The sequence below is a fragment of the Nannocystis bainbridge genome (genome assembly GCF_028368995.1).
Classification (GTDB): domain Bacteria; phylum Myxococcota_A; class Polyangia; order Nannocystales; family Nannocystaceae; genus Nannocystis; species Nannocystis bainbridge.
Genome location: NZ_JAQNDL010000002.1, coordinates 329946 through 350348, shown reverse-complemented (window position 1 = coordinate 350348; position 20403 = coordinate 329946). Strand labels below are relative to the sequence as shown.

At 72.5% G+C, this 20403-nt stretch carries 14 protein-coding genes; 5 read left to right on the top strand and 9 right to left on the bottom strand.

The features are described from left to right. Positions 1 to 27 precede the first annotated feature (27 nt). Complete coding sequence (locus POL25_RS19055; RefSeq protein WP_272087522.1) at positions 28 to 711, top strand: Dph6-related ATP pyrophosphatase; 684 nt, start codon at positions 28 to 30, stop codon at positions 709 to 711. A 212-nt stretch (positions 712 to 923) separates the two neighbouring features. Here POL25_RS19055 and POL25_RS19050 read toward each other — a convergent pair whose 3' ends face one another. Beyond that, entirely contained in the window at positions 924 to 1601 is a 678-nt protein-coding gene (locus POL25_RS19050) for a Coq4 family protein (RefSeq protein WP_272087521.1), read from the bottom strand. 135 nt (positions 1602 to 1736) lie between these two features. Here POL25_RS19050 and POL25_RS19045 point away from each other — a divergent pair, with 135 nt between their 5' ends. Further along, the gene (locus tag POL25_RS19045; protein WP_272087520.1) at positions 1737 to 2411 is read left to right on the top strand and encodes a TetR/AcrR family transcriptional regulator; all 675 of its coding nucleotides are present in this window, start codon (positions 1737 to 1739) and stop codon (positions 2409 to 2411) included. Between the two features lie 8 nt (positions 2412 to 2419). Here the strand turns inward: POL25_RS19045 and POL25_RS19040 are convergent, their stop codons facing one another. The 5 genes from POL25_RS19040 to POL25_RS19020 form a co-directional block, all read right to left on the bottom strand. Continuing rightward, positions 2420 to 3409, bottom strand: coding sequence for a hypothetical protein (locus POL25_RS19040; protein WP_272087519.1), 990 nt, complete (start codon positions 3407 to 3409; stop codon positions 2420 to 2422). A gap of 70 nt (positions 3410 to 3479) precedes the next feature. Continuing rightward, positions 3480 to 4124 carry a class I SAM-dependent methyltransferase gene (locus tag POL25_RS19035; RefSeq protein WP_272087518.1) on the bottom strand — a complete coding sequence of 215 codons (645 nt, stop codon included), beginning with the start codon at positions 4122 to 4124 and terminating at the stop codon, positions 3480 to 3482. A gap of 310 nt (positions 4125 to 4434) precedes the next feature. Further along, positions 4435 to 5553, bottom strand: coding sequence for a hypothetical protein (locus tag POL25_RS19030; protein WP_272087517.1), 1119 nt, complete (start codon positions 5551 to 5553; stop codon positions 4435 to 4437). A gap of 339 nt (positions 5554 to 5892) precedes the next feature. Further along, entirely contained in the window at positions 5893 to 7077 is a 1185-nt protein-coding gene (locus tag POL25_RS19025) for a hypothetical protein (protein ID WP_272087516.1), read from the bottom strand. A gap of 663 nt (positions 7078 to 7740) precedes the next feature. After that, positions 7741 to 8925, bottom strand: coding sequence for a hypothetical protein (locus POL25_RS19020; RefSeq protein ID WP_272087515.1), 1185 nt, complete (start codon positions 8923 to 8925; stop codon positions 7741 to 7743). Between the two features lie 1049 nt (positions 8926 to 9974). Between POL25_RS19020 and POL25_RS19015 the strand changes: the two genes are divergently transcribed. After that, positions 9975 to 12191 carry a S41 family peptidase gene (locus POL25_RS19015; protein ID WP_272087514.1) on the top strand — a complete coding sequence of 739 codons (2217 nt, stop codon included), beginning with the start codon at positions 9975 to 9977 and terminating at the stop codon, positions 12189 to 12191. 96 nt (positions 12192 to 12287) lie between these two features. Here POL25_RS19015 and POL25_RS19010 read toward each other — a convergent pair whose 3' ends face one another. Then, positions 12288 to 12494 (bottom strand): hypothetical protein, encoded by a 207-nt coding sequence (locus POL25_RS19010; protein ID WP_272087513.1) that lies wholly within the window; start codon positions 12492 to 12494, stop codon positions 12288 to 12290. After that, positions 12491 to 14986: a radical SAM protein gene (locus tag POL25_RS19005; RefSeq protein WP_272087512.1), complete on the bottom strand. Its 2496-nt coding sequence runs from the start codon at positions 14984 to 14986 to the stop codon at positions 12491 to 12493. Before POL25_RS19005 ends, POL25_RS19010 begins: the two co-directional genes overlap by 4 nt. A gap of 59 nt (positions 14987 to 15045) precedes the next feature. Here POL25_RS19005 and POL25_RS19000 point away from each other — a divergent pair, with 59 nt between their 5' ends. Continuing rightward, a complete protein-coding gene (locus tag POL25_RS19000; RefSeq protein WP_272087511.1) occupies positions 15046 to 17289 on the top strand; it encodes a radical SAM protein in 2244 nt (747 codons plus the stop codon). 230 nt (positions 17290 to 17519) lie between these two features. After that, entirely contained in the window at positions 17520 to 19577 is a 2058-nt protein-coding gene (locus POL25_RS18995; RefSeq protein WP_272087510.1) for a tetratricopeptide repeat protein, read from the top strand. Between the two features lie 6 nt (positions 19578 to 19583). Here POL25_RS18995 and POL25_RS18990 read toward each other — a convergent pair whose 3' ends face one another. After that, positions 19584 to 20393, bottom strand: a complete 810-nt coding sequence (locus POL25_RS18990) for a hypothetical protein (RefSeq protein WP_272087509.1) — start codon at positions 20391 to 20393, stop codon at positions 19584 to 19586. Between the last annotated feature and the right edge of the window lie 10 nt (positions 20394 to 20403).

Below are 20403 nucleotides of genomic sequence, written 5' to 3'. Positions count from 1 at the left end.
GCGCGATCCTTTGCTACCAACGACGTGATGCCGCGAAAGCGCGCCCGAACGATCCTCGCCTGGAGCGGCGGCAAAGACTCCGCGTGGGCCAGCGTCGTGCTCGCGCGCGACCCTGCGGTCGAGCTCGTCGGTCTGCTCACCACCACGCGCGAGGACGACGCCCGGGTCGTCATGCACCGCACTCCGCGCGAAGTCTTGCTGGCCCAGGCCGACGCGCTCGGCCTGCCGCTGTGGCAGGTCGCGCTGCCCGACCCGTGCCCCAACGCCGTCTACCAGGCCCGGATGAGCGCGGTGATCGAGCGCGCCCGCGCCGAGCAGATCGACGCGATCGCGTTCGGCGACCTGTTCCTGGCCGACATCCGGGCTTACCGAGAGGACATGCTCCGAGGGACAGGTTTGCGCGCCGTCTTCCCGCTGTGGGGCCAGGACACCGGTGAACTCGCGCGGGCGATGATCGCCGGTGGCCTGCGAGCGACCCTCGTCGCCGTCGACCTCGCGCGCATGGGGGCCGAATGGCTCGGTCGCAGCTTCGACAGCACCCTGCTGTCCGGTCTGCCGGCCGCCGTCGATCCCTGCGGCGAGCACGGCGAGTTCCACACCCTCGTCACCGACCTGCCCGGCTTCGCCCGCCCGCTCGCGCTGCGCAGCGGCGCCGTGTTCGAGCGCGACGGCCACGCCTTCCTCGACGTCGCCCTCGATCGGGGCGCTTGACGAACCTGGCCTCCGGGACATGCTGCGACACTCACCCGCCGTCGCGGCGATGACACCTGTCCTCCGGGCCACCCCACCGGCGCCCGAATCTATCCCCTGTCCTCCGGGTCAGATCGGACCTCGACCTTAACATGTCCATCGGGACATGTCGCCGCCCAACCTCACGCTTCGCAAACACACACATGTCCCTTAGGACATGTCACAGAAGCAGCTCACGCCATCGCCTTGCTCGGCGACTGGGCGAGGATCCGTTTGGCCAGCCAGCTGTCGTGCCCCGGCGCGATCGCGGCGATCGTCTCCGGGCGCAGGCCGAGCTGCTCGCGCGCCTCTGCCAGCGGCACCGCCATCAGGTCTTCGAGCCGCGCCTCGAGCATCGGCGGCGTCTCCCGGGCCATGCGCAGGCCGACGCGGACGTTGTGAACGATCCCCGCCACGTGCAGCGGCATCAGCAGCCCATACACCGCCGCGCTGGTCCACAGCAGCGCGCGCGACGAGCCGAAGCCCTGCCCGATCATGAACGCGAACACCCCGATCTCGCCGGCCGGCGTGGTCGGGAACCCGGTCAGCACGTGGACCAGGTCGTGCGTGGTCGTGTAGCGCAGCGCCAGCGGGTTGTCGGCCAGGCGCGCCTTCATCTCGTCGCTGATCACCAGCGGCTCGAGCTTGTTGCGGTCGAGCTGGTGGGCGAGCGCGCGGCCGACCGTGCCCTCGGGCAGCGCCCGCAGCCTGGCCAGGTCGACCTCGAGGCTGGGCGTCGGCAGCGTGTGAAGGCGGTGATTGCCGGCGTGCTTCGACCCCGCCAGGTACGAGAACTTGAGCGCCGCGATGTCGCCGATCGATCGGCCCTCGCGCTGCATGCGGCTGAGCTCGCGGATCTGACTCCACTTCATGGCCATGACTCCTGGGGCCCTGCGCGGTGCGCGGAGCAGGCGCGCGGATTCGCGCCGACATCGGCTCCAAACGACTCCCCGGCGGGCTTGAGACCAATATTGACTAAATGACCTGATTTGTCAAACTGGTCATACATGAATTTCGAGACCCTCGCCGAGATGCGCGCCGCCCTCGCGGAAGCGGTGGGTGACGTCGACCCCGAGAGCAGCAGGGGCAAGAAGCGCCTCAAGATCCTCGAGGCCGCGATCGCGCTGTTCGTCACCCACGGCTATCGCAAGACCAGCATCGACGACATCGCGCGCGCCGCCGGCATCGCCAAGGGCACCGTCTACCTCTCCTTCGCCACCAAGCTCGACGTCCTCTACGTCGCCTGCGCGCTCGAGAAGCTGCGGTTGTTCGCCGTGCTCGACGGCTTCGACGCGCCGGACCTGGCCCCGCGTGATCGCCTGCGGCAGTGGGTGCGCGCCTCGATCCTCATGGTCGCCGCCTCGCCGCTGCTGACCCGCGCCTCTGCCAGCGATCCCGACATGCTCGCCGCCCTGATCGAGGCCATGCCCGAGCGCTTCGCGGCGGCGATGGCCGACGCCGGCGGCTTCATCGGTCACCTCCTCGACGCCGCCGTCGCCCCGGCGACCTGGACCGCCGAGGAGCGCCACGCTCGCTTCGTCGTCCTGCAGGCGCTCACCCGCTTCGCCCCGCTCGTGCGCGACGACCCGCTGCGCCAGGGCCTGAGCGTCGAGCAGTTCGCCGATGTGCTCGCCGACATCGTCGTCGACGGCGTGCGCGTCCCCGATCGCTCGCAGGCCTGACGCCGCCCTCAACGCCCTCGCCGCAGCACCAGCCCCGCGCCCAGCGCCACCAGCAAGCACGCCCCGCCGTACCACAGCCGGCTGTCCCACCAGCCAGGCGACGGCTGCGCCCGCGCCGGCTCGATCTGCCCGGGTCCCGCGACCGGCCCCGGGCTCGCGCTCGCCTTCACGGCGGGCCCACTCGCGACCGCCGGTCCCGCCGCGGCCTTCGTATCGAGGCTGTCCTTTTCAACATGTCCTTCAGGACCTGTCGTATCCGCCACCTGGGCCAGCGACCCCGCGAACCACGGCTGCTCCTCGACCAGATCGAGCTCGTCGTGCGGCTCGACCGCGAGCAGCGCCTCGCGCGACAGCTTGCGCGGGTCCTCGCGCCGCACACGGCCGTTCTTCTTCGTCGTCCACGCCCACTCGGTCGCCTCGATCTTCAGCACCCCGTCGACCAGTCGCGCCGCGTACGACACCACCCGCGAGCGCGGAGCCCCCGGCGATTTCTTCAGCCCCGCCATCGCCAGCGGCACCCCGGTCCGCAGCACCGCGGGGTCGCGCGAGAACAGCCGCCAGCGGCCCCCGTCGGACAGCTCCTCGAGCCGTGCGATCGCCCCGTCCTGCTCGGGGAAGGCCGCGCGCGGCAGGCCGAAGAAATAGCAGAGGTTGTACGGCCCCTCGTAATTGCTGAGGCTCGCGAACGCCGCGCCCTCGCGGACCACGTGGTAACCGCGACCCTCTTCCTCCTCCGGCGATCCCTCGATCTTCGCGTCCGGGTCGCTCGCCAGCGCCTTCTCCAACCGCGTGATCGCGCCGCCCAGCACGCACGGGTACGGATACACCACGAGCATCACGTCACCGAGCGCATCGACCCCGCGCACCACGATCTCGGTCGGCACCTCCACGAGGCTCTCGTCGTCGTAGATCACCGCGTCCGCGGCCGCCTCCGGGCTCGTGCCCAGCAGCGCCACGCCCATCGCCACGATCGCCGCCCGCGCGCCTCGTCCCGTCACGACGGCGACGATACCCGCGCGCGGGCCGGCGATCGACCCACATGTCTCTCGGGACATCTCCCGGGCGCGCCTACGCGCGCACCGCCGTCACCTCGAGCAGCACTGGCTGGCCGCGGCGGCGGGCCAGCTTCGCGCTGGCGGCCGGATCGGCGTACCAGTCGGTCGCCGACACCAGCGTCCAGTCGTCGCCCATCGCCGCCTGGATCGCCGCGACGTCGTGCAGGTAGCTCGGCAGGAACAGGTCCTCGCCCTCGTGCTGAAAGTGCGCGCGCCCGCCGTCGGCCCGCCAGCGCGGGTGGATCTCGAAGATGTGCAGCCAGCCGCCCGATCGCACCGCCCGCGCCGCCGAGGCCAGCAGCGGCGCCACGTCCTCGGCGTGCTCGAGCACGAGGCTCAGCAGCGCCCCGTCGAAATCGCCCAGCTCCAGCGCCTCGGCCGCGTCGCGCTCGACGAAGCGCGCCCGCGGGTCGGGCACGCGCCGCGCCGCCTCGGCCAGCATCCCCGGCGACACGTCGACGCCGACGTACGCCTCGAACCCGCGCTCGAGCAGGAACGGCGCGTTGCGCCCCGTCCCGCATCCGAGCTCCAGCACGCGGCGCCCCGTCGGGTGCCAGCGCCGCATCGCCACTGCCGTCATCGCAACCAGCGGGTTGTCGATGCGGTCGTACGTGGACGCCCACAAATCATAGCCTCGAACGACGTCGGTGGTCTTCATGTGTCCTCCCTCGGGGTTACCCGGTCGCGCAGCGGCGATTGGGGGCACTTTGCGTCCGCCAGACGTGCTCACGGTATAGTCAATCCGACCCGCCCTCGCAACGTCCGCCGGCGGCGCGGCCCGACGCCGGAGCCCGTGCGCCCTGTCACGCGTGCCGGACCCGCGCGGTGAATCCTCGGCTTCGAAGGACATGTCCCGCAGGACATGTCCCCAGCTCCTGCCAATCGCCTCTATGTCCTTTCGGACAGCTCCGGGTCGCCCCGCATTCCGGGCCCCACAGACCTGTCCTTGCGGACATCCGACGACCGGCTCACATCGGGATCGGCACCAGCTCCGCCGCGAAGCGGAAGATCAAGTACTGGTGATCGGGGTTGCCGTTGCCGCCCGGCCACATGAACGGGCTCTGCGGCGGCTGCACGTTGCCCCAGTCGAACCACATCCATTTCGCCTCGGCCGGCATGTCCATCGGACACACCAGCGGGAACTCGTTGCCCACCATCGGCCCGCCGTTGTACGGCGTCGTGTTGTCCTCGCCGAACGCCACCGCGCCGTACTGGGTCCCGACCTCGTCGACCCAGCCGACGCTGGTCGTGTTGGGATCGAGCACGCCCTGGTTACACTTGACGATGTGATCGTTGATGACCTGCAGGCTCGGCCCGCCGCTGCCCGGCTGGTAGTCGACCCCGGTCGCGCACACCTCCCAGCCCTTCGTGCCGGTGAACACGTCCTCGCCGAACACCCCGCCGCCGTCCTTGCGGCGGAACCGGGCCAGCACGCCCTGCGTCACCGACGAGTCGGCCCAGGCGATGATGTAGAGGAAGCTGGCGCTGTCGGCCTCCGCGGCCGGCACCACGTACTTCTCGGGCCCCTCGCCGCAGTTGAAGATCTGCCCGGCGGTGGTGTTCTCGATCCCGCCCCAGTACATCGAGATGTTGTCGTCGGTGCCGTACGCGAACCCGTAGGCGTTGTCGGCCGTGATCACGATCTCGATGTCGCTGGCCGGCTCGCCGGTCGTCTCGGTCGTCTCGCCGCCGGTGGTCGTCGTCGAGCTCGTGGTCTCGGACGCGGCGGTCGAGGTGTCGTCGGTCGTCGAGGTCGTGGTCCCCGGCTCGCTGGTGCTCGTCGTCGTGTCCGAGGTCGTGGTGTCGACCCCCTGCGTCGTCGTCGAGGTCCCCTCGGTCGTCGTCACCCCGGTGCCCTCGGTCCCGACCGTGCTGGTGCCGCCGGTCGGATCGTCGGTCGACTGCGTCGTCGTCGTCGGCCCCACGTTGCCGGTGGTCGGATCGGTCGCGGTCCCGGTCCCGGTCGAGGTCTCGGTCGCCGACGCGCTGCCGGGGTTGCCCGAATCCGGACATCCGCCGGCGAGCAGCGACATCACGGCCACGGGCAAATACGATTGAACAATTTTCAAGGAGCAGATTCTCAACATGGCGTCACCTTACCGCACCGCACCAACACGGCGGTGATGGATCGCCGCGGCGCCGCCGAGCCGCGCTCGCGCGGGCACGATCGCGCCGACCGGCGCCCGGGCCGAACGCCTCCGAGCCGCCCCGATTCGGCCGCCCGGCCGTCCCTCCGGCCGCGCCGCGCCGCGCTCGCCGCGGGGACATCCACGGGTCTCCCGCGCAGACGACGGCGCGAGGGCCTCCATGTCGGACGCACGAATGACGGCAGCCCGATCCGCAATCATGCGAATCGGGCTGCCGTCATCCTGGTCACGGGCGCGGCCCGGACCGCGAGTGACGCGCGGTCCGGCGAGCCGCCCGCGTCAGATCCCGCCGCCGGCCAGCTGCATCAGCTGCTCGACCTCGCTGTAGCGGACCGCGCCCGCCACCGTCGTGTCCTTCTTCGCCATCGGCCGCCACACGAAGTCGGGGTGGCGGCGCTTCGACGCCCCGACCCACTCGCCGCCGATGATGTCGCCGCCGCCGTCGAGCTCGATGATGTAGTCGTAGACCTCGGTGAACGTGAACGTCGCCACGTTGTCGACCAGCTGCTGGTTGAAGCCGGGGCCCGCCTCGTTGATCCAGTAGACCTCGGTGCGGACGCGCCGCAGCTCGACCGCGTGCGGGTTGAAGCGGTACTTCGAGCCGCCGCCGCTGATCATGTCGTTCGCCGTCGCCGCCGAGACCTCCTGATCGCGCGTCACCTTGTAGCCGATCACCGGGTGGTTCCACACCTCGCGGTCGTAGGTCCGGTCAAACACGAACGACTCGCCGCGGACCCCGAGCAGGTTGGCCAGCGCGACGTGGAAGCTGCCCGCGTTGGTGTCGCGGCACGCCTGGCTCTTGAGGCTGCCCTTGGAGTTGCAGCGCAGCGACATGAAGCGGACCGACAGCCCCTCGGTGTAGACCAGGCTGATGAGCGCCTTGAGGTCCGAGATCTCGAAGCGCACCCCGTTGAACGAGATGCCCTGCTTGGGCTCGCGCTCCATGATCGCCGCCGGCGCCCACGCGTGACAGATGCCCATCCACGTCTCGATGCAGCGGCCGCGCGACTCGCCGCGCCGGCGCCCGCACATGCGGCCGTTCACGTTGCCGCAGTCGGAGTCGTACCTGCACGCCCGGGTGCCGCCGATGCTGCCGACGCCGAAGCGGTTGGAGATGACCGTCCCGACCCCCGCGCGGCCGAACGCGGCCCCGTACTTCTCCGCTGGCGAGCGGACCTTCGCGCCGGCCCAGCGGTAGTTGATGCTGTCGTTGTAGGTCGGCCAGTAATAGCCCGGCCACGGCACGCGCTGCGCCCAGCCCGTGGTCGGCAGCTCGTGGAACCCATAGTTGAAGTCCTTGCTGAGGAGGCGCGGGTCATCCGCCTTGGACCAACCCTCGCGGTACAGCAGCGCCTCCTCCTGCTCCTCGGTGAGCGCCGGCTCGTCCTCGTCGGCGGTGACCTCGTCGAGCTCGTCGACCGGCTCGTCGCAGGCGATCAGCGGCGAAAACGGCGCGGCGAGCATCAACGCGGCGCGGAGAGTGAGGCGGCCCGCGAGACGGCTCGCGGAGAAAGAGGATAGAATCGTGAATGACATGAGACACCTCGAAATGGTCTGACCGATTCGCACGTTCTCCGTCGTCGTCAGCGGCAGGATCGCCGCTGGGTCCTCGGGAGCGACATCGAGGCGGCGTGGTCGTCACGCGGCGTCAAGCGCCTGCCTCGCATGATTCTCCTCTCGTCTCGTGGCGCGGAGAGGGCCGCCGGAGCGGTCCCCTGCGTGAGCGCGATTCACAGGACCGATCCATCGGTCCGGACAATGACGGCAGTGCGACGGTGGCGGAATCGACTCGCCGAGACGACAGGCGAGCGCGACGCAGCAAGAGCCGCACGGAGGAGACCGGCGGGCGATCCATCGAGTCGAGGTCAGCGTGACGGGTCGCCGGTTGTGGAATCGAGGCCGCGGGAGATGTCTGCCGCGGGGGTCGTGCGAGTCCGAAGGGGCGCTCGATCTGCCGCTCGGGCGCTGCGCCGGCTGTGGCGCGGGGACTCGCGGGTTTCAGCGGATCACGGGCGGCGAACGCTTCGCCGCCCGCAGCGGAGCGCTCGAGAGACCCTCGAGCGCTCCGCTCGCGGCGGGTCCCCGGCGATCGTCGAGCGATCGTCCGGGCGACCCGCCGAGGTCGGCTCACTTGCCGACGTGCTTGCCGACGCCCTTACCGACGCCCTGCGTCTGGTCGAGCACCAGCATCGCGCACTCCGAGCCGAGCACGTAGATCAGCTCCTGATCGTACTGGCCCGGGGTGACCGGCGTCGGCTCCTTGCCGAAGCCCTGGTTGTAGCCGGGCTTGCCCCAGCGCTTGCCGTAGCCCGGCTTGCCGATGGTCTGGTCCTTGCCGAAGCCCTGGCCGACGTCCTTGCCGAAGCCCTGCCCGACGTCCTTGCCGAAGCCCTGGTCGACGTCCTTGCCGAAGCCCTGGTCGACGTCCTTGCCGAAGCCCTGGTCGACGTCCTTGCCGAAGCCCTGGTCGACATCCTTGCCGAAGCCCTGGTCGTAGCCCTGCTGGCCGTAGCCCTGGTTACCCCAGCGCTTGCCGAAGCCCGGCTTGCCGATCGTCTGACCCATGTCCTTGCCGATCGTCTGACCCAGGTCCTGCTCGAGCTCCTGCAGGATGTCCTGCTCGAGCTCGTGCTCGAGCTTGCCGACGTTCTTGCCGACGTCCTTGCCGATCGTCTGGTCGAGGTCCTGCTCCAGATCCTGCAGGATGTCCTGCTCGAGCTCCTGCTCGAGCTTGCCGACGTTCTTGCCGATGTTCTGGTCCAGGTCCTGGACGATGTCCTGCTCGAGCTCCTGGATGATGTCCTGCTCGACCATCTTGCCGATGTTCTGGTCGAGGTCCTGCTCGAGCTCCTGCAGCAGCTCCTGCTCGATCTTGCCGACGTCCTTGCCGAAGCCCTGGCCCATGTCCTTGCCGAAGCCTTGGCCGACGTTCTGGTCCGGCGTCAGGTCAACGCCCGGCCCGGTGGGTTTGCCCGGCATCACGCCCTGGTGCTGGTCGAAGCCCTGGCTGCCGCCCCAGCGCTCACACACCGCCACGCCCGCGTCGACGCACGAGCTGCGGCAGGACCGATTGGCGTCTTCGGAGTCCGCCGCCACGTCGCACGCGGCGAGGCACTCCTCCTCGTCGAGGATCGTGCACGAACGGTTCTGGGTCAGCTGCTCCACGTCGGCCAAGCAGGTCTCGAGCTCGAGCAATTCGTTCTGACCGTAGCCCTGATGACTACCGCCCCACCGGGCTTCGTCCGCGGCCGTCGCCGTGACGGGCAGCGAAAACGCGAGCGCGGGGAACAATACAAGAATGGTACGCAACATGGGAGGGTTCCTTTCTCTGACTCGAAAGCAGCCGGCGGGGCAATCCCGCCTGAGCTCTTCCGGTCGAACTATTGGTTGGTAGTCCCGGGTAGGCAAAGCTGCGGTGTGGCGAAGCGCAAAGGATGATACCGACCATTGCCGCAAGGACGCCCTCCTGCCCCCCTCCCAGCCACGAATTCGCGGGAATTGCCTGGACCCCGCGGCCCCGGCGGGGCGCGCGGAGAACCGCCCGAACGAGCATTGATTCGGCCGCTGCGACCGCCTCGCCGACTGCCATCAATGCCGTTCGCCAGCCCGCGATCGTCGCCCGCGCCGGAGCCGTCAGCGCCGAATCCCGCGTCGCCCTGCGAATGAGACAGTCGTTCATAGCCGAAACGGATCTGCCAGTCGACCCTGAGAACATTCGGCCACCCACCAATCCCGAAATGACACGACATCGACCGATCCACCCACATGCACCCGAGGTCATGTCCCCAAAGACATGACTCTGGGACCACGTGCGACGAAGCAGCGGCGCGCCCCTGAAATAACGACATTGAACGCGCCGTCCATATGACCCCGAGGGCATGTCCCCAAAGACATGCATTTGGGACCACGCGCGACGAAGCAGCGGCGCGCGCCTGGATCGCCCAGGCGCGCACCGCTGCGCCCGCGGCTCAGCGCCCGCCAGCGCCGCGACGCGAGCTTCGCCCTCACGTCCACGCAGGGCCACCAACTCGCCCCGCCCGCATCGGCGCAGCGGCAGCCCTTGCGCCCGGATCTCGCCGCCAGTTGCCCCGCCCGTGTGCTGTCGCCCTGCGGCCTCGGGGCCCATGCAGGCGTCGCGCCCACCATCGCTCGCGCGCGCGGCCAGACAGCCGCAACAATCGCTCGTCGATATCACCGTTCAGCGGCGCAGCCCACGCGACCCATAAGATGCCTGCCGATGGAGCCACGGTTGGCCCGCATGGGGCGCTCCACGGCCCGCGGTCGTGGTACCGTGCTCACCTCGCCCTTCGCCGGACTTAGTTTTAATAATGATGCCGTCCCTGCTTCCGTCCCGCCTCCTCATGCTCCTCGCTGCGCTCGGCGTGCTCGCCTGCGACGACACCTGCCCCGAAGAACATGTCCCATCGGCCACCCTCTCCTACGCCTGCGGACCGACCGCGATCGGCGGCGTCCCGCTCGCCAACGGCAGCTTCGAGGCCCGCCCCGATCCGCTGGCCGGATGGAGCCTGCTCGACGCCGACGGCACCGCCCGCGAGCTCCTGCCCGGCCTCGACGGCTGCGCTGCGATCGCCCTCTCTGCCCCGCCGGACGGCTTCCCGCGCGACGCTCGGCTCACCCGGCTCGTCCCCACCGACGACCTCCGCGGCCAGCGCGTGCGCCTGTTCGCCTATGCCCGCGTCGAGCGGCAGACCGGCGCCTCGCCTGTTCTCGAGCTGCGCGCCCGCGTCGGCGAGCACCAGCGCGTCGTCGACGGCGCCGCGATCCGCCTCGACGACCACCGCTGGGCCCTGCGCGACCTCGTGTTCGACGTCCCCGTCGACGCCGACCACCTCGATCTCACCGTCCGCCTCGGCGGCGCAACGCGCGTCGAGCTCGACGGCGTCACCCTCGAGCGCGTGGGCCCGGCCTGCCCCGGCTGCGAACCGCCGGCTCCGCTCACCGCCCGCGAGCTCGACAACCTGCTCGCTTACACCTGGCTCTTGCGACATGTCCGATCGTTTTATCCCGGCGACGAGGCCGGGGGCGCCCGCTGGAACCGGCTCGCGCTCGCCGGCGTCCAGGCGGCGCTGCGCGCCGAGAGTCCGGCCGCCCTGGCCGCCGCGCTCGAGCGGGCCTTCCAGCCGCGGGCCCCGCTGCTGCGCGTCGGCCTCGGCGCCCCCGACCTCACGCCCATCGCCCGCCCCGACGCGGCCGAGCGCGCGCTCGTGTGGCGTCACGGGCCCACCAGCGAGCGCGTCGATCGCAGCTGGCTCCTCGAACATGTCCCCGAGGACACCCCCGTCCCCGACCCCGCCGTCCGCCACCCGATCGCGCTCGGCCGCGGCCTCGTCGCGACCATGCCGTTCGCCGTGTGGGCCGCCGCCGCCAGCTTGCCCCCGCCGTCGCGCCCCGACCTGCCGCTGGCCCGGCCGCCCGAGTTCAGCCCCGACCTCGCCGACCGCCTGACCCGCCTGACCGCGATCGCCCTGCTCGGCGCGCACATGACCCAGTTCTCGCCCCACGTGGCCCGAAGCAGCGCCGCCTGGGAACATGTCCTACGGGACAGCTTCTCCCGCGCCGCCGTCGCCCGCGATCGCTTCGGGCTGCGCGAGGTCGTCTGGCAGCTCCTCGCCGCCGTCGGCGACACCGCCGGCCAGGTCCACGTCGACAACGACGTCGAGCTCGGCCACCGCCTGGCCCTGCGCTGGACCTGGCTCGAAGGACAGGTCGTCATCACCGCCGTCGATCCCGCGCGCGCCCCCGATCTGCGCGTCGGCGACGTCGTCCTCGCCCTCGACGGCGTCGCCATCGCCGAGACCCTGGCGGACGCCCGCGCCACCGCCCCCGGCGCCAGCGAGCAGCGGCGCACGCTGTGGGCGCTGTCGCGGCTGGCTCGCGGCCAGACCGGCGTGCCGCGTCAGCTCGTGGTCCGCGGCGTCGACGGCACGGCGCGCGAGGTCGCCGTCGCCACCGTCCCGGTCGCCCTCGCGCCGCAGCTCCACGTCGGCCCCGGGGTCCGCGAGCTCGCCCCCGGCGTGCTTTACCTCGACCTGTCCGGGCTCGAACTCGCCGACCTCCCCGCCGCGCGCCTCGCCCGTGCCGACGCCGCGGTCCTCGATCTCCGCGGTGGGGTCGGCGATCCGCTCGCCCGTCACCTGCTCGCGCCGCAGACCGTCGTCGACCGCCACACCACCTGGCCCGGGGGCCAGCACGCGTGGGACGAGCTGCGCCAGCTGTCCCACGCCGACCCGCCGGCCTGGCCTGCCCGCCTCGCCATCCTCGTCGACGCCGGCGCGACGCGGAACGTCGAGCCGGTGGCCGACGCCCTGCGCGCGCGCCACGGCGCCCTGCTCGTCGGCAGCGACACGGCCGGCGGCAGCTTCGACGGGCAGCCGTTCCGCCTGCCGGGCGGCCTGGTCGTCAGCTTCACCCGCGCTGCCCAGGCGCGCGCCAGCGGCGGCGATCCCTACACCCCGCTCACGCCCGACGTGGCCGTCTCTTCCACCATCGCCGGCGTGCGCGCCGGCCGTGACGAGGTCCTGGGGCGCGCCCTCGCCGAGCTGCAGCGACCGCGCTGAACGCCGGCTCCGCGCGCCGGGCCGCGCCGACGCTGTCCCCTGGGACATGCCCTCATAAGCATGTCCCGCAGGACATTGCCGATTCGACATGTCTCCTCAGACATGTCCTTCACCGCCCTCGCCGGCCTCGTGCTCCCAGCGCACCAGCGGCCGCCCGCGCAGCGGCAGCCGCGTCCCCGTGTTCTCGCACTGCGGGCAGCGGAGCAGCTCCGGCGTCGGCAGCGGCGCGCACGCGCTCGCCCGCCCGCCCGTCACCTGCACTTCAGGACAGCCGCAGCGCGGGCACGCCAGCCCCGCGCTCACGCCGGCCCCGCGCGCTTGCGCAGGCGCTCGCGCAGCTCGGCCGGCACCGACTCGTGGCGCCGCGGATCGGTCAGCGGCCGCACCAGGTCCTCCGGCGCGATCAGCCACGGCGGCTCGGGCACCTCGTCGAGCTCGTAGAACCCGCCGCAGAAGCACGCGTGCGGGCACGACGCGCACACCGGCTTGCGGACCCGGCGCTCGGCCAGGTACTGCGCCAGGTTGACCGTCTCGTTGTTGACGAACGCCATGTGGCGCTCGAGCTTGCCGAGGTCGCCCTGCAGCAGCGCCTCGTGCCCGGGCAGGAAGCAGAACGGCAGGTTGATCACCTGCAGCTTCATCCGGTCCTGCCACGCCTCGATCACCGCCCGCAGGCTGTCCGCCGCGCGCGCCGTGTCGGGCGCCAGCATCGCCGTCGCCCGCCCGAACGGCGTCAGGAACTGGTAGTTCACCCAGCGCAGCCCGAGCGACCACGCCAGCGCCGTGATGGCATCGAGCTGCCCCTCGTTGTGCTTCGTGATCGTCACGTTGAGGCCGAGCTCGACCCCGCGCGGCGCCAGGCGGACCGCGTGGCGCACCCCCGCCAGCGTCTGCTCGAAGGCCTCCGCGACCCCGACGTTCTGCGCGTGCGTGCGGGCGTCGGCCCCGTGCACGCTGAACAGCAGCGACGACAGCCCCGAGTTGACGAGGCGGGCCGCGAACGCCTCGTACGCGCACAGCCGCCCGTTCGTCGTCACGTTGATGGCCCGGTAGCCGAGCGCGCGCGCGTGACGGATGAGGCCCAGCAGATCGGGGTGCAGCGTCGGCTCGCCGCCGTCGATGTCGAGCAGCTCGACCCCCTGCTTGCGGTAGTGGCTCAGCTGCTCGCGCAGGCGCTCGCCGTCGCCGTGCAGCTGCGACCGCGTCCCGACCGCGCAGAAGCTGCAATGGTTGTTGCACGCGTAGGTCGCGTTCATCACCAGCTTCTGCGGCCCCTGCGACGCCCGCAGCCGCTGCTCGAACGTCCAGCGGAACTTCTCGAGCAGCGCCGCCGGCACCGTCGCCCCGGTCGGCGCCCGCTGGAACCGCGGCCCCCAGTCGTGATCGGCCGGCGGCGGCGCCAGCGGCAGCGCGCGGGCCAGCCGCGTGCCCGGCAGCGGGGTCGCGAACTGCACCGCCGGCCACGCCTTGAACCTGTCCCAGAGATCCAGCGCGAAGCTCAGCGTCGCGTTGATCTCCGCCGCCGACTCGCCCGGCTGGCCGATGATGTAGTGGATCATCAGCGGCACTCCGGCGGCCGCCGCCGACTCGGCCGCGCGCACGATCGCCGCCAGGTCGAGCCGCTTGCCGACCACCTCGTCGACCACCCGCTGCACCCCGCTCTCGGCGCTCACGCTCAGCGTCGTGATCCGCCCGCGCATCGCCTGCAAGTGGCGCGGCTCGAGGTAATCGGCGCGCAGCCCGTTCGGCAGCTCGAAGCCCAGCCCGAGCGCCCCGATGGCCTCCAGGACATGATCGAAGTGGGCCGGGTGCACGTTGATCAGCTCGTCGAGGATGAACACCCGCTCGGCCGCGTGCTCCTGCGCCAGCGCCGTCAGCATCCGCCGCAGCCCGGCCGGGTCGTGGCGCCGCTGCGTCTTCGGCCGGCCCGGTTCCACGTCGGGGTTCGAGCTGCAGTGCGCGCACTGGAACGGACAGCCGCGGCTCGTCACCGCCGGCAGCGTGCGCCCGCCGATGGGGAACGCCCAGCCGCCGCGCCCGAGCCCGCGGACCACCGCCGCGCGGAACTCGTGGTACGCCTCGAGGTTGACTTTGGACCATGCCGGAACGGGCATGTCCTCGAGGACAGGTTGCTCGCCCCGGTGCACGCCGCGCGGCCCCGGCCCGCCGGCCAAGAACGCCTGCAGCAGCGCCGGCACCGTCACCTCGGCCTCGAACTGCACGTACGCGTCCGCCTCCGGGTAGCTGGCGAGCAGCTGCGGCGCCGCCACGTAGTGCTGCCCCGACTGGTAGCAGTCGGCCAGCACGATCGGCACCGCCGCCCCGTGGCGCGCGCGCAGGCCCGCGAGCAGCTCGCCGAGCAGATCGTCGCGCGCCGGCGGCCGGTGAAACGGCGTGACCGCGACCACGACCGCCGCGACGTCCCGTGCACAGGCAGCCAGCGTCGCCGCCACCGTCGCCCCCAGGTGCGCCCGCCCGTCGCTGCGCCAGTGCATCGACGACGCCGCGTGCCGCACCTCGCCCGCTCGCTCGCTCTCCGTCGCTTGCGACTCGCCCGCCGCGGACCTCACGGTCTCCGGCCCTCGCGGCTCGCTCGCCCCCACGTCCTCCGCGCCGCGCAGCCCCTCGCGCTGCTCCGGCAGCGCGTACGCATCCACCAGGTCGCACGCGATCCCACGGGCCTCGAGCACCGCCGCCAGCTGCACCGCCCCGAGGTCGACGAAGTACGGGTAATCGATGAAGTCCCGCGCCACCGACACGGGCGGATGGACGACGAGGACGCGGCCGGGGCGCACGGCTGGCGACGTTAGCACGCTTGCGGCCTGCGCGGGGCGCCGGGTACGATTGGCCCGGAATGGACGCTCTCCCCGCCACCGCCGTGCAGCACGAAGAGGCCGCGCACGAGCGGCGCAACTGGGTGCGGCTGACGTTCGACTGCAACGACCGCTGCGTGTTCTGCCTCGACGCCCACACGCACGACGGCACCAACCGCGACCGCGACGAGATCAAGGCCCAGATCCTCGACGGACGCCGGCGCGGCGCCACTCGCCTGATCCTCTCCGGCGGCGAGCCCACCATCCACCCCAACTTCGTCGATTTCGTGCGCCTCGGCCGGCGCGCCGGCTATCGCAAGATCCAGACCGTCACCAACGGCCGCATGTTCGCCTATCCGGCCTTCTTGCGGGCCGCCCTCGACGCCGGCCTCAGCGAGATCACGTTCTCGATCCACGGCCCCAACGCCCGGATCCACGACGCCCTCGTCGGCACCAAGGGCGCCTTCGACGAGGAGGTCAAGGGGCTCCAGGGCGCGCTCGCCGACGGTCGCCCCGTCGTCAACATCGACGTCTGCGTCAACCGCGGCAACGTCAAGCAGCTGCCCGAGCTCATGGCCACCTTCACCGCCATGGGCGTGCGCGAGTTCGACTTGCTGCACGTCATCCCGTTCGGCCGCGCCTACAGCGAGGGCCGCGAGGTCCTCTTCTACGACCTCGAGGCCATGCGCCCCTACCTGCTCGAGGCCTTCGCTTACGCACGCCGGCCCGGCGTCCACGTCTGGCTCAACCGATTTCCGCCGCAGCACCTCGAGGGCTTCGAGGACCTGATCCAGGACCCGCACAAGCTGATCGAAGAGGTCCGCGGGCGCAAGGAGGAGTACGCGCTGCTGCTCGAGCACGACATCCCGCTCGACTGCCGAGCCCCCGAGCGCTGCAAGCACTGCTACCTCGAGCCGCTGTGCGACCACCTCGACGAGGTCCGCGCCGCCCTCGCCGGCCAGCGCTTCGAGGTCCTGCGGATCGACGCCGGCGCCGAGCATCACGCCCCCGTCGCCTACGGCGGCGACCCGGCCAGCCGCCAGCACGCCGCCGCCCGCCTGCACCGCGTGCTCGCCGAGCGGGCCCTGGCCGCCGGCCTCTCGGGACATGTCCCCGAGGACAGCTTTGAAGACGGGTTTTCAGGACATGTCCCCGAGGACAGCCTCGACGCGTGGGCCGGCACCGCCGACGAGGCCGCCGCCGGCATGGCCGAGGCCCGCGACGCGCGGCGCGTCGAGCTCCCGGACCCGCGCGCGACCGACCGCGGCCCAGGCGCCCTCGCCGTCATGGACCACGATACGACGTCGACAAGTCCTTCGGGACATGTCCCTCCCGCCATCTCGTCGCCGGTCCTGGACACCACCAGTCCCTCGGGACATGTCCCTCCCGCCATCTCGTCGCCGGCCCCCGTCACCACCGGTCCCGCGGGACATGTCCCTCCCGCCATCTCGTCGCCGGCCCCCGTCACCACCAGTCTCTCGGGACATGTCCTTCCCGCCACCCGGCCGGGCGTCACCGCGAACCCGCCGCCCCGCCGCTTCCGCCTCCCGCTGCTCGGCGCCGGCGCGTCGCAGCCACCCGCGCGCCCGCGCCTCGACGCCCGCGCCCTCGCGGCGGCGGCCCGGCCCCGCGCGCTGTGGCTGGTCGCGCCCGACCTCGCGGCCGCCGAGGCCCTCGCCGCCGACTACCCCGAAGTCCCCGAGCTCGAGCTCGAGCTCGCCGACCCCGCGGCCCTGATCGCCCGGCTCTCGCACATGTCCTCCACGACAGGTCCCGAAGGCCAGCCATCGATCGCCGGCAAGCGCCTGGTCCGCGTCGTCGTCGCCGACCCTGCCGCCGCCGCCGCGCTGCTCGACCTCCCCCTCGACCTCGAAGTCGTGCTCCTGCTGTCGCGCGCCGCCGAGGCCTGGCTGCTCGCCCTGGAGGCTGCCCCGCCGCGCCTGGTCCTGCGCCAGCCCGCGCGCGAGCGCCTCACCGAGTCGGCCGAGCTCGACCTCGACCTCCCGGCCTTCTTCGCCGCCCTCCGGCCCCCGGTGCCCGTCGAGGCCGTCCCCGCGTGCATCGCCGGCCGGCCGCCGCGCGAGCGCCCGCCGGTGTTCGACGCCGCCCAGCTCGGCCCCGACGGCGGCCTCGAGATCTTCCGCTACGCCCGCCGCTTCATCGACGACGGCTTCCACGTCAAGAGCCTGCGCTGCAAGACATGCTCTCATGAACATGTCTGTAAGGGCATGCACATCAACTACGTGCGCGCCCACGGGTTCGCGGCCATGCAACCTGTCCCTTGAGCCATGCGCTCGCCGGCCGCCCACCTCGCGCCCGCGACGACGACCGGGGCGACGCCGAGCCCACACTCGCCTCGCGTGATCGCCAGAGCGGTCCGTTCGCCCGGGATTCGATGCGAACCATCGCTCCCGCGGCCCCCTGTCGCTCGCCCGCGCTCGACGCAGTTCGATCGGCCGCGGCCCTCCGCCTTGACGTCATCTCCTGCGCCGGGGACTCGCAGGAGCGGCAGCCGGTGAACCGCACGGCGAGCCCGCAGCTGGCGCTGCGCCTTCAGGCCGCGCTCGACGCCGGCGACCTCGAAGCCGACGAGCCGCGCCTCGGCGCCCGCGGTGCCCTGCTGCGGGCCGTCGCCCTGGCTCGTCACGGCCAGCTCGCCCGCGCCCGCGCGGCCGCCGAAGCTGCCCTGGGGGACAGGCCCGACGACGCCGCCGTCGCCCTCGCCGCCGCCGCGATCTTGCGGGCCACGCACGACTATCAGCGCAGCCTCGACGCCCTCGCCGCCGCCGCCCGAGCCGCACCCGCGGCCACCCGCGCCGCGGCCACCCGCGCTGTCGGCTACGCCAGCGCGCTCGGCTGGGAGCGCGAGGTCGCGGCCGCGATCGCGGTCGGCCGCGCCGCCGATCCGACCGACCCGACCTGGGACGCCTTCGAGGCGCAGATGCACCTGCGCGGCGGCGACCTCGAGCTCGCCATCGTCGCCGCCCGCCGCGGCCTGCAGCGCGCCCCCGACTCGGCCAAGCTGCGCATGGAGCTGGCGACCGCCCTGGCCCGCGCCGGGCACGATCACGCCTGCGGCGTCGAGCTGGCCGCCGCCCTGCGCCTCGCCCCGGCGGGCGACGCTGCCTTCTACCGCCGCGCCGCAATGTTCGCCCTGCTCGAGACCGGCGACTTCAGAGGCGCCGCCCGTCACGGCGAGGCCGCTCTGGCGCTGCAGCCCGACGACCCGCCCGTCGCCCTCGCGCTCGCCGACATGTCCCTGTGGACAGGCGATCGCCAGGCCGCCCTGGCCCGCGCCGAAGCCATCCCTGGCGCTCGCGGTCGCGCTGGCGCGTGCAGGATCCGCGGCCAGCTCCTGCTCGCGGACGGCCACCACGACCCCGCCCTCCGCGAGCTCGAGCTCGCCTGCCAGGTCCCCGATCCGGCCGCCGAGCTGTCGCGCGCCGAGGCGCTGATCTGCCGCGGCGCCTGGGACCCTGCCCACGCCGCGCTGACCCGCGCCACCGCGATCGGCGATGGTTACCTGTTCGTCGCCTGGATGCTGCGCTTCCTCGCCGCTGCCGGCGAGCGCCCCGCCCCCGACGCCCCCGTCAACCTGCGGCAGATCGAGGAGTTCGCCGAGGCCCTCGCCGAGGTCTCCCCGCTCGCCCCCGCCGCCCTCGCCGCCGACCGCCAGGGCCCGCTGGTCGACGCCACCCGCGACGCCCTCGCGCGCATGGGCTGCAACCGCTCGCCGTTCGCTACCTGGCACGACGGACATGTCCTCAAGCGCCTGTCCACACGGACAGGTGTGCGCCACGCCTCGCGCCACGCCTTGCAGACGATCCGCAGCGCCCACCCGGCCCGCGCGCTCGCCCTGCTCGACGCCGCCTGCGCCCGCTGGCCGCGCTCCTCCCTGCCGCTGGCCCACCGCGGCGAGCTGCGGATGTGGCTCGGCGACGACGCCGGCGCCCGCGCCGACCTCGAGGCTTCGATCGCCCTCAACCCGCGCACCCGCTGGGCCTACGTCGGCCTCACCCTCCTGTCCCAGCGGACAGGCGACCCCGCTGGCGCCCTCGCCGTCTCCGCCGCCGGCATCGCCCAGATGCGCGGCACCGTCGGCCCGGCCGTCTACGCCCACCGCGCCGGCGCCCGCGCGGCCACCGGCGACCTCGCAGGCGCCCTCGTGGACCTCCAGCACGCCGTCACCAGCCACCCGGCCCGCACCGGCGCGTGGGTCGAGCTCGGCCTGGTACACGCCGCCGCCGGCGACTCGGCCGGCCTCGCCCGCGCCTTCGACCACCTGCGCGCCCACGCCCCCGGCCTCGTGTCCGACGCCGCCGCCGCCGTCGCATTACCTGCCTGGGGAGACATGTCCTTCACACCATGTCCCGAGGACCAGACGACCATCCTCGCCGAAGCCCTGGCCATGCTCCGCGGCAACCGCTCCTCGACCTGCGTCACCTACGTCACCCGCCAGGACCAGCTCCGCACCGTCCCGCACGGCCCCGCGGCCGCGCACCCGCGCGCCCGCGTCGACGCCGACCTCACGGCCGTGCGCGCCATGCTCCTGCGCTCCCTCGGCGCGCGCTGACGGCGATCACACGCTCGGACGAATCGCGTCGAAGTCGATCGGCGGCGGCGCGTCGCGGAGACCCGCGAGGAAATCGTCGAGCAGCCCGCGCCGCGGCCCCAGCGGATCGCCGTCCGGGTCGTAGCCCGGGAACGTCCCCAGCTCCAGCGCCGCCCCGTCCGGCGCCGCTCCGAGCCGCTGCAGCGACGCCAGATCGGCGCGAGAGAACGCGATCACCTTCGCCCCCGCGAACACCCGCGCGGGCGATCGCAGCAGCAGCTCGGGCGTCTTGCGCGGCGCCCGGCCGAGCAGGCGGAGGTTCGCCGCGATCTGCGGCCCCGCCACGATCGGCACGTGCGGCTCGCCCCAAAATCCACGCGCCCTCTCGGGCTCCGGATTCGTCGCTCGAAAGCGCCGCCAGCGATCGAGGATCCACTCTGGATTGGTCCCACGCGTCCAGTTGCCGCCCTTGCACACCCCTTCGACGGTCGGTCGACTGACGGCGATGTTCCAGTTGCAGATCGTCGCATCCTCGTCGGTGAGCGGCGCGGTCGGCACGACGAGCATCGCGTGCGGACATGGCGGCACGCGCGACGGCTGCAGCTGCGCCCCGAGGATCGGCAATTCGGCCGGTGTCGTGCCCTGCCGCGGCAGATAGAAGTGGACGAACCGCGAGAAGCCGAGCAGGCGATCGAGGTCGCCGGTGGTGCGACGAATCGCTCCGAGCGCGCCGAGGTCGTCCTTGCCGTGCAGCGCCCCGAGCCGCCAGATCGAGCGCGCAGCCGTCAGCGGGAAGACGTGATAGGCGAACGGGTGGGTCGAAGAGAATGAGGCCATGCGTGCGGCG

Coding starts and splice junctions, on each gene's coding strand:
- POL25_RS19055 (WP_272087522.1), top strand. CDS start 28: ATGCCGCGAAAGCGCGCCCGAACGATCCTCGCCTGGAGCGGCGGCAAA.
- POL25_RS19050 (WP_272087521.1), bottom strand. CDS start 1,601: ATGAAGTGGAGTCAGATCCGCGAGCTCAGCCGCATGCAGCGCGAGGGC.
- POL25_RS19045 (WP_272087520.1), top strand. CDS start 1,737: ATGAATTTCGAGACCCTCGCCGAGATGCGCGCCGCCCTCGCGGAAGCG.
- POL25_RS19035 (WP_272087518.1), bottom strand. CDS start 4,124: ATGAAGACCACCGACGTCGTTCGAGGCTATGATTTGTGGGCGTCCACG.
- POL25_RS19030 (WP_272087517.1), bottom strand. CDS start 5,553: ATGTTGAGAATCTGCTCCTTGAAAATTGTTCAATCGTATTTGCCCGTG.
- POL25_RS19025 (WP_272087516.1), bottom strand. CDS start 7,077: ATGCTCGCCGCGCCGTTTTCGCCGCTGATCGCCTGCGACGAGCCGGTC.
- POL25_RS19020 (WP_272087515.1), bottom strand. CDS start 8,925: ATGTTGCGTACCATTCTTGTATTGTTCCCCGCGCTCGCGTTTTCGCTG.
- POL25_RS19015 (WP_272087514.1), top strand. CDS start 9,975: ATGCTCCTCGCTGCGCTCGGCGTGCTCGCCTGCGACGACACCTGCCCC.
- POL25_RS19000 (WP_272087511.1), top strand. CDS start 15,046: ATGGACGCTCTCCCCGCCACCGCCGTGCAGCACGAAGAGGCCGCGCAC.
- POL25_RS18990 (WP_272087509.1), bottom strand. CDS start 20,393: ATGGCCTCATTCTCTTCGACCCACCCGTTCGCCTATCACGTCTTCCCG.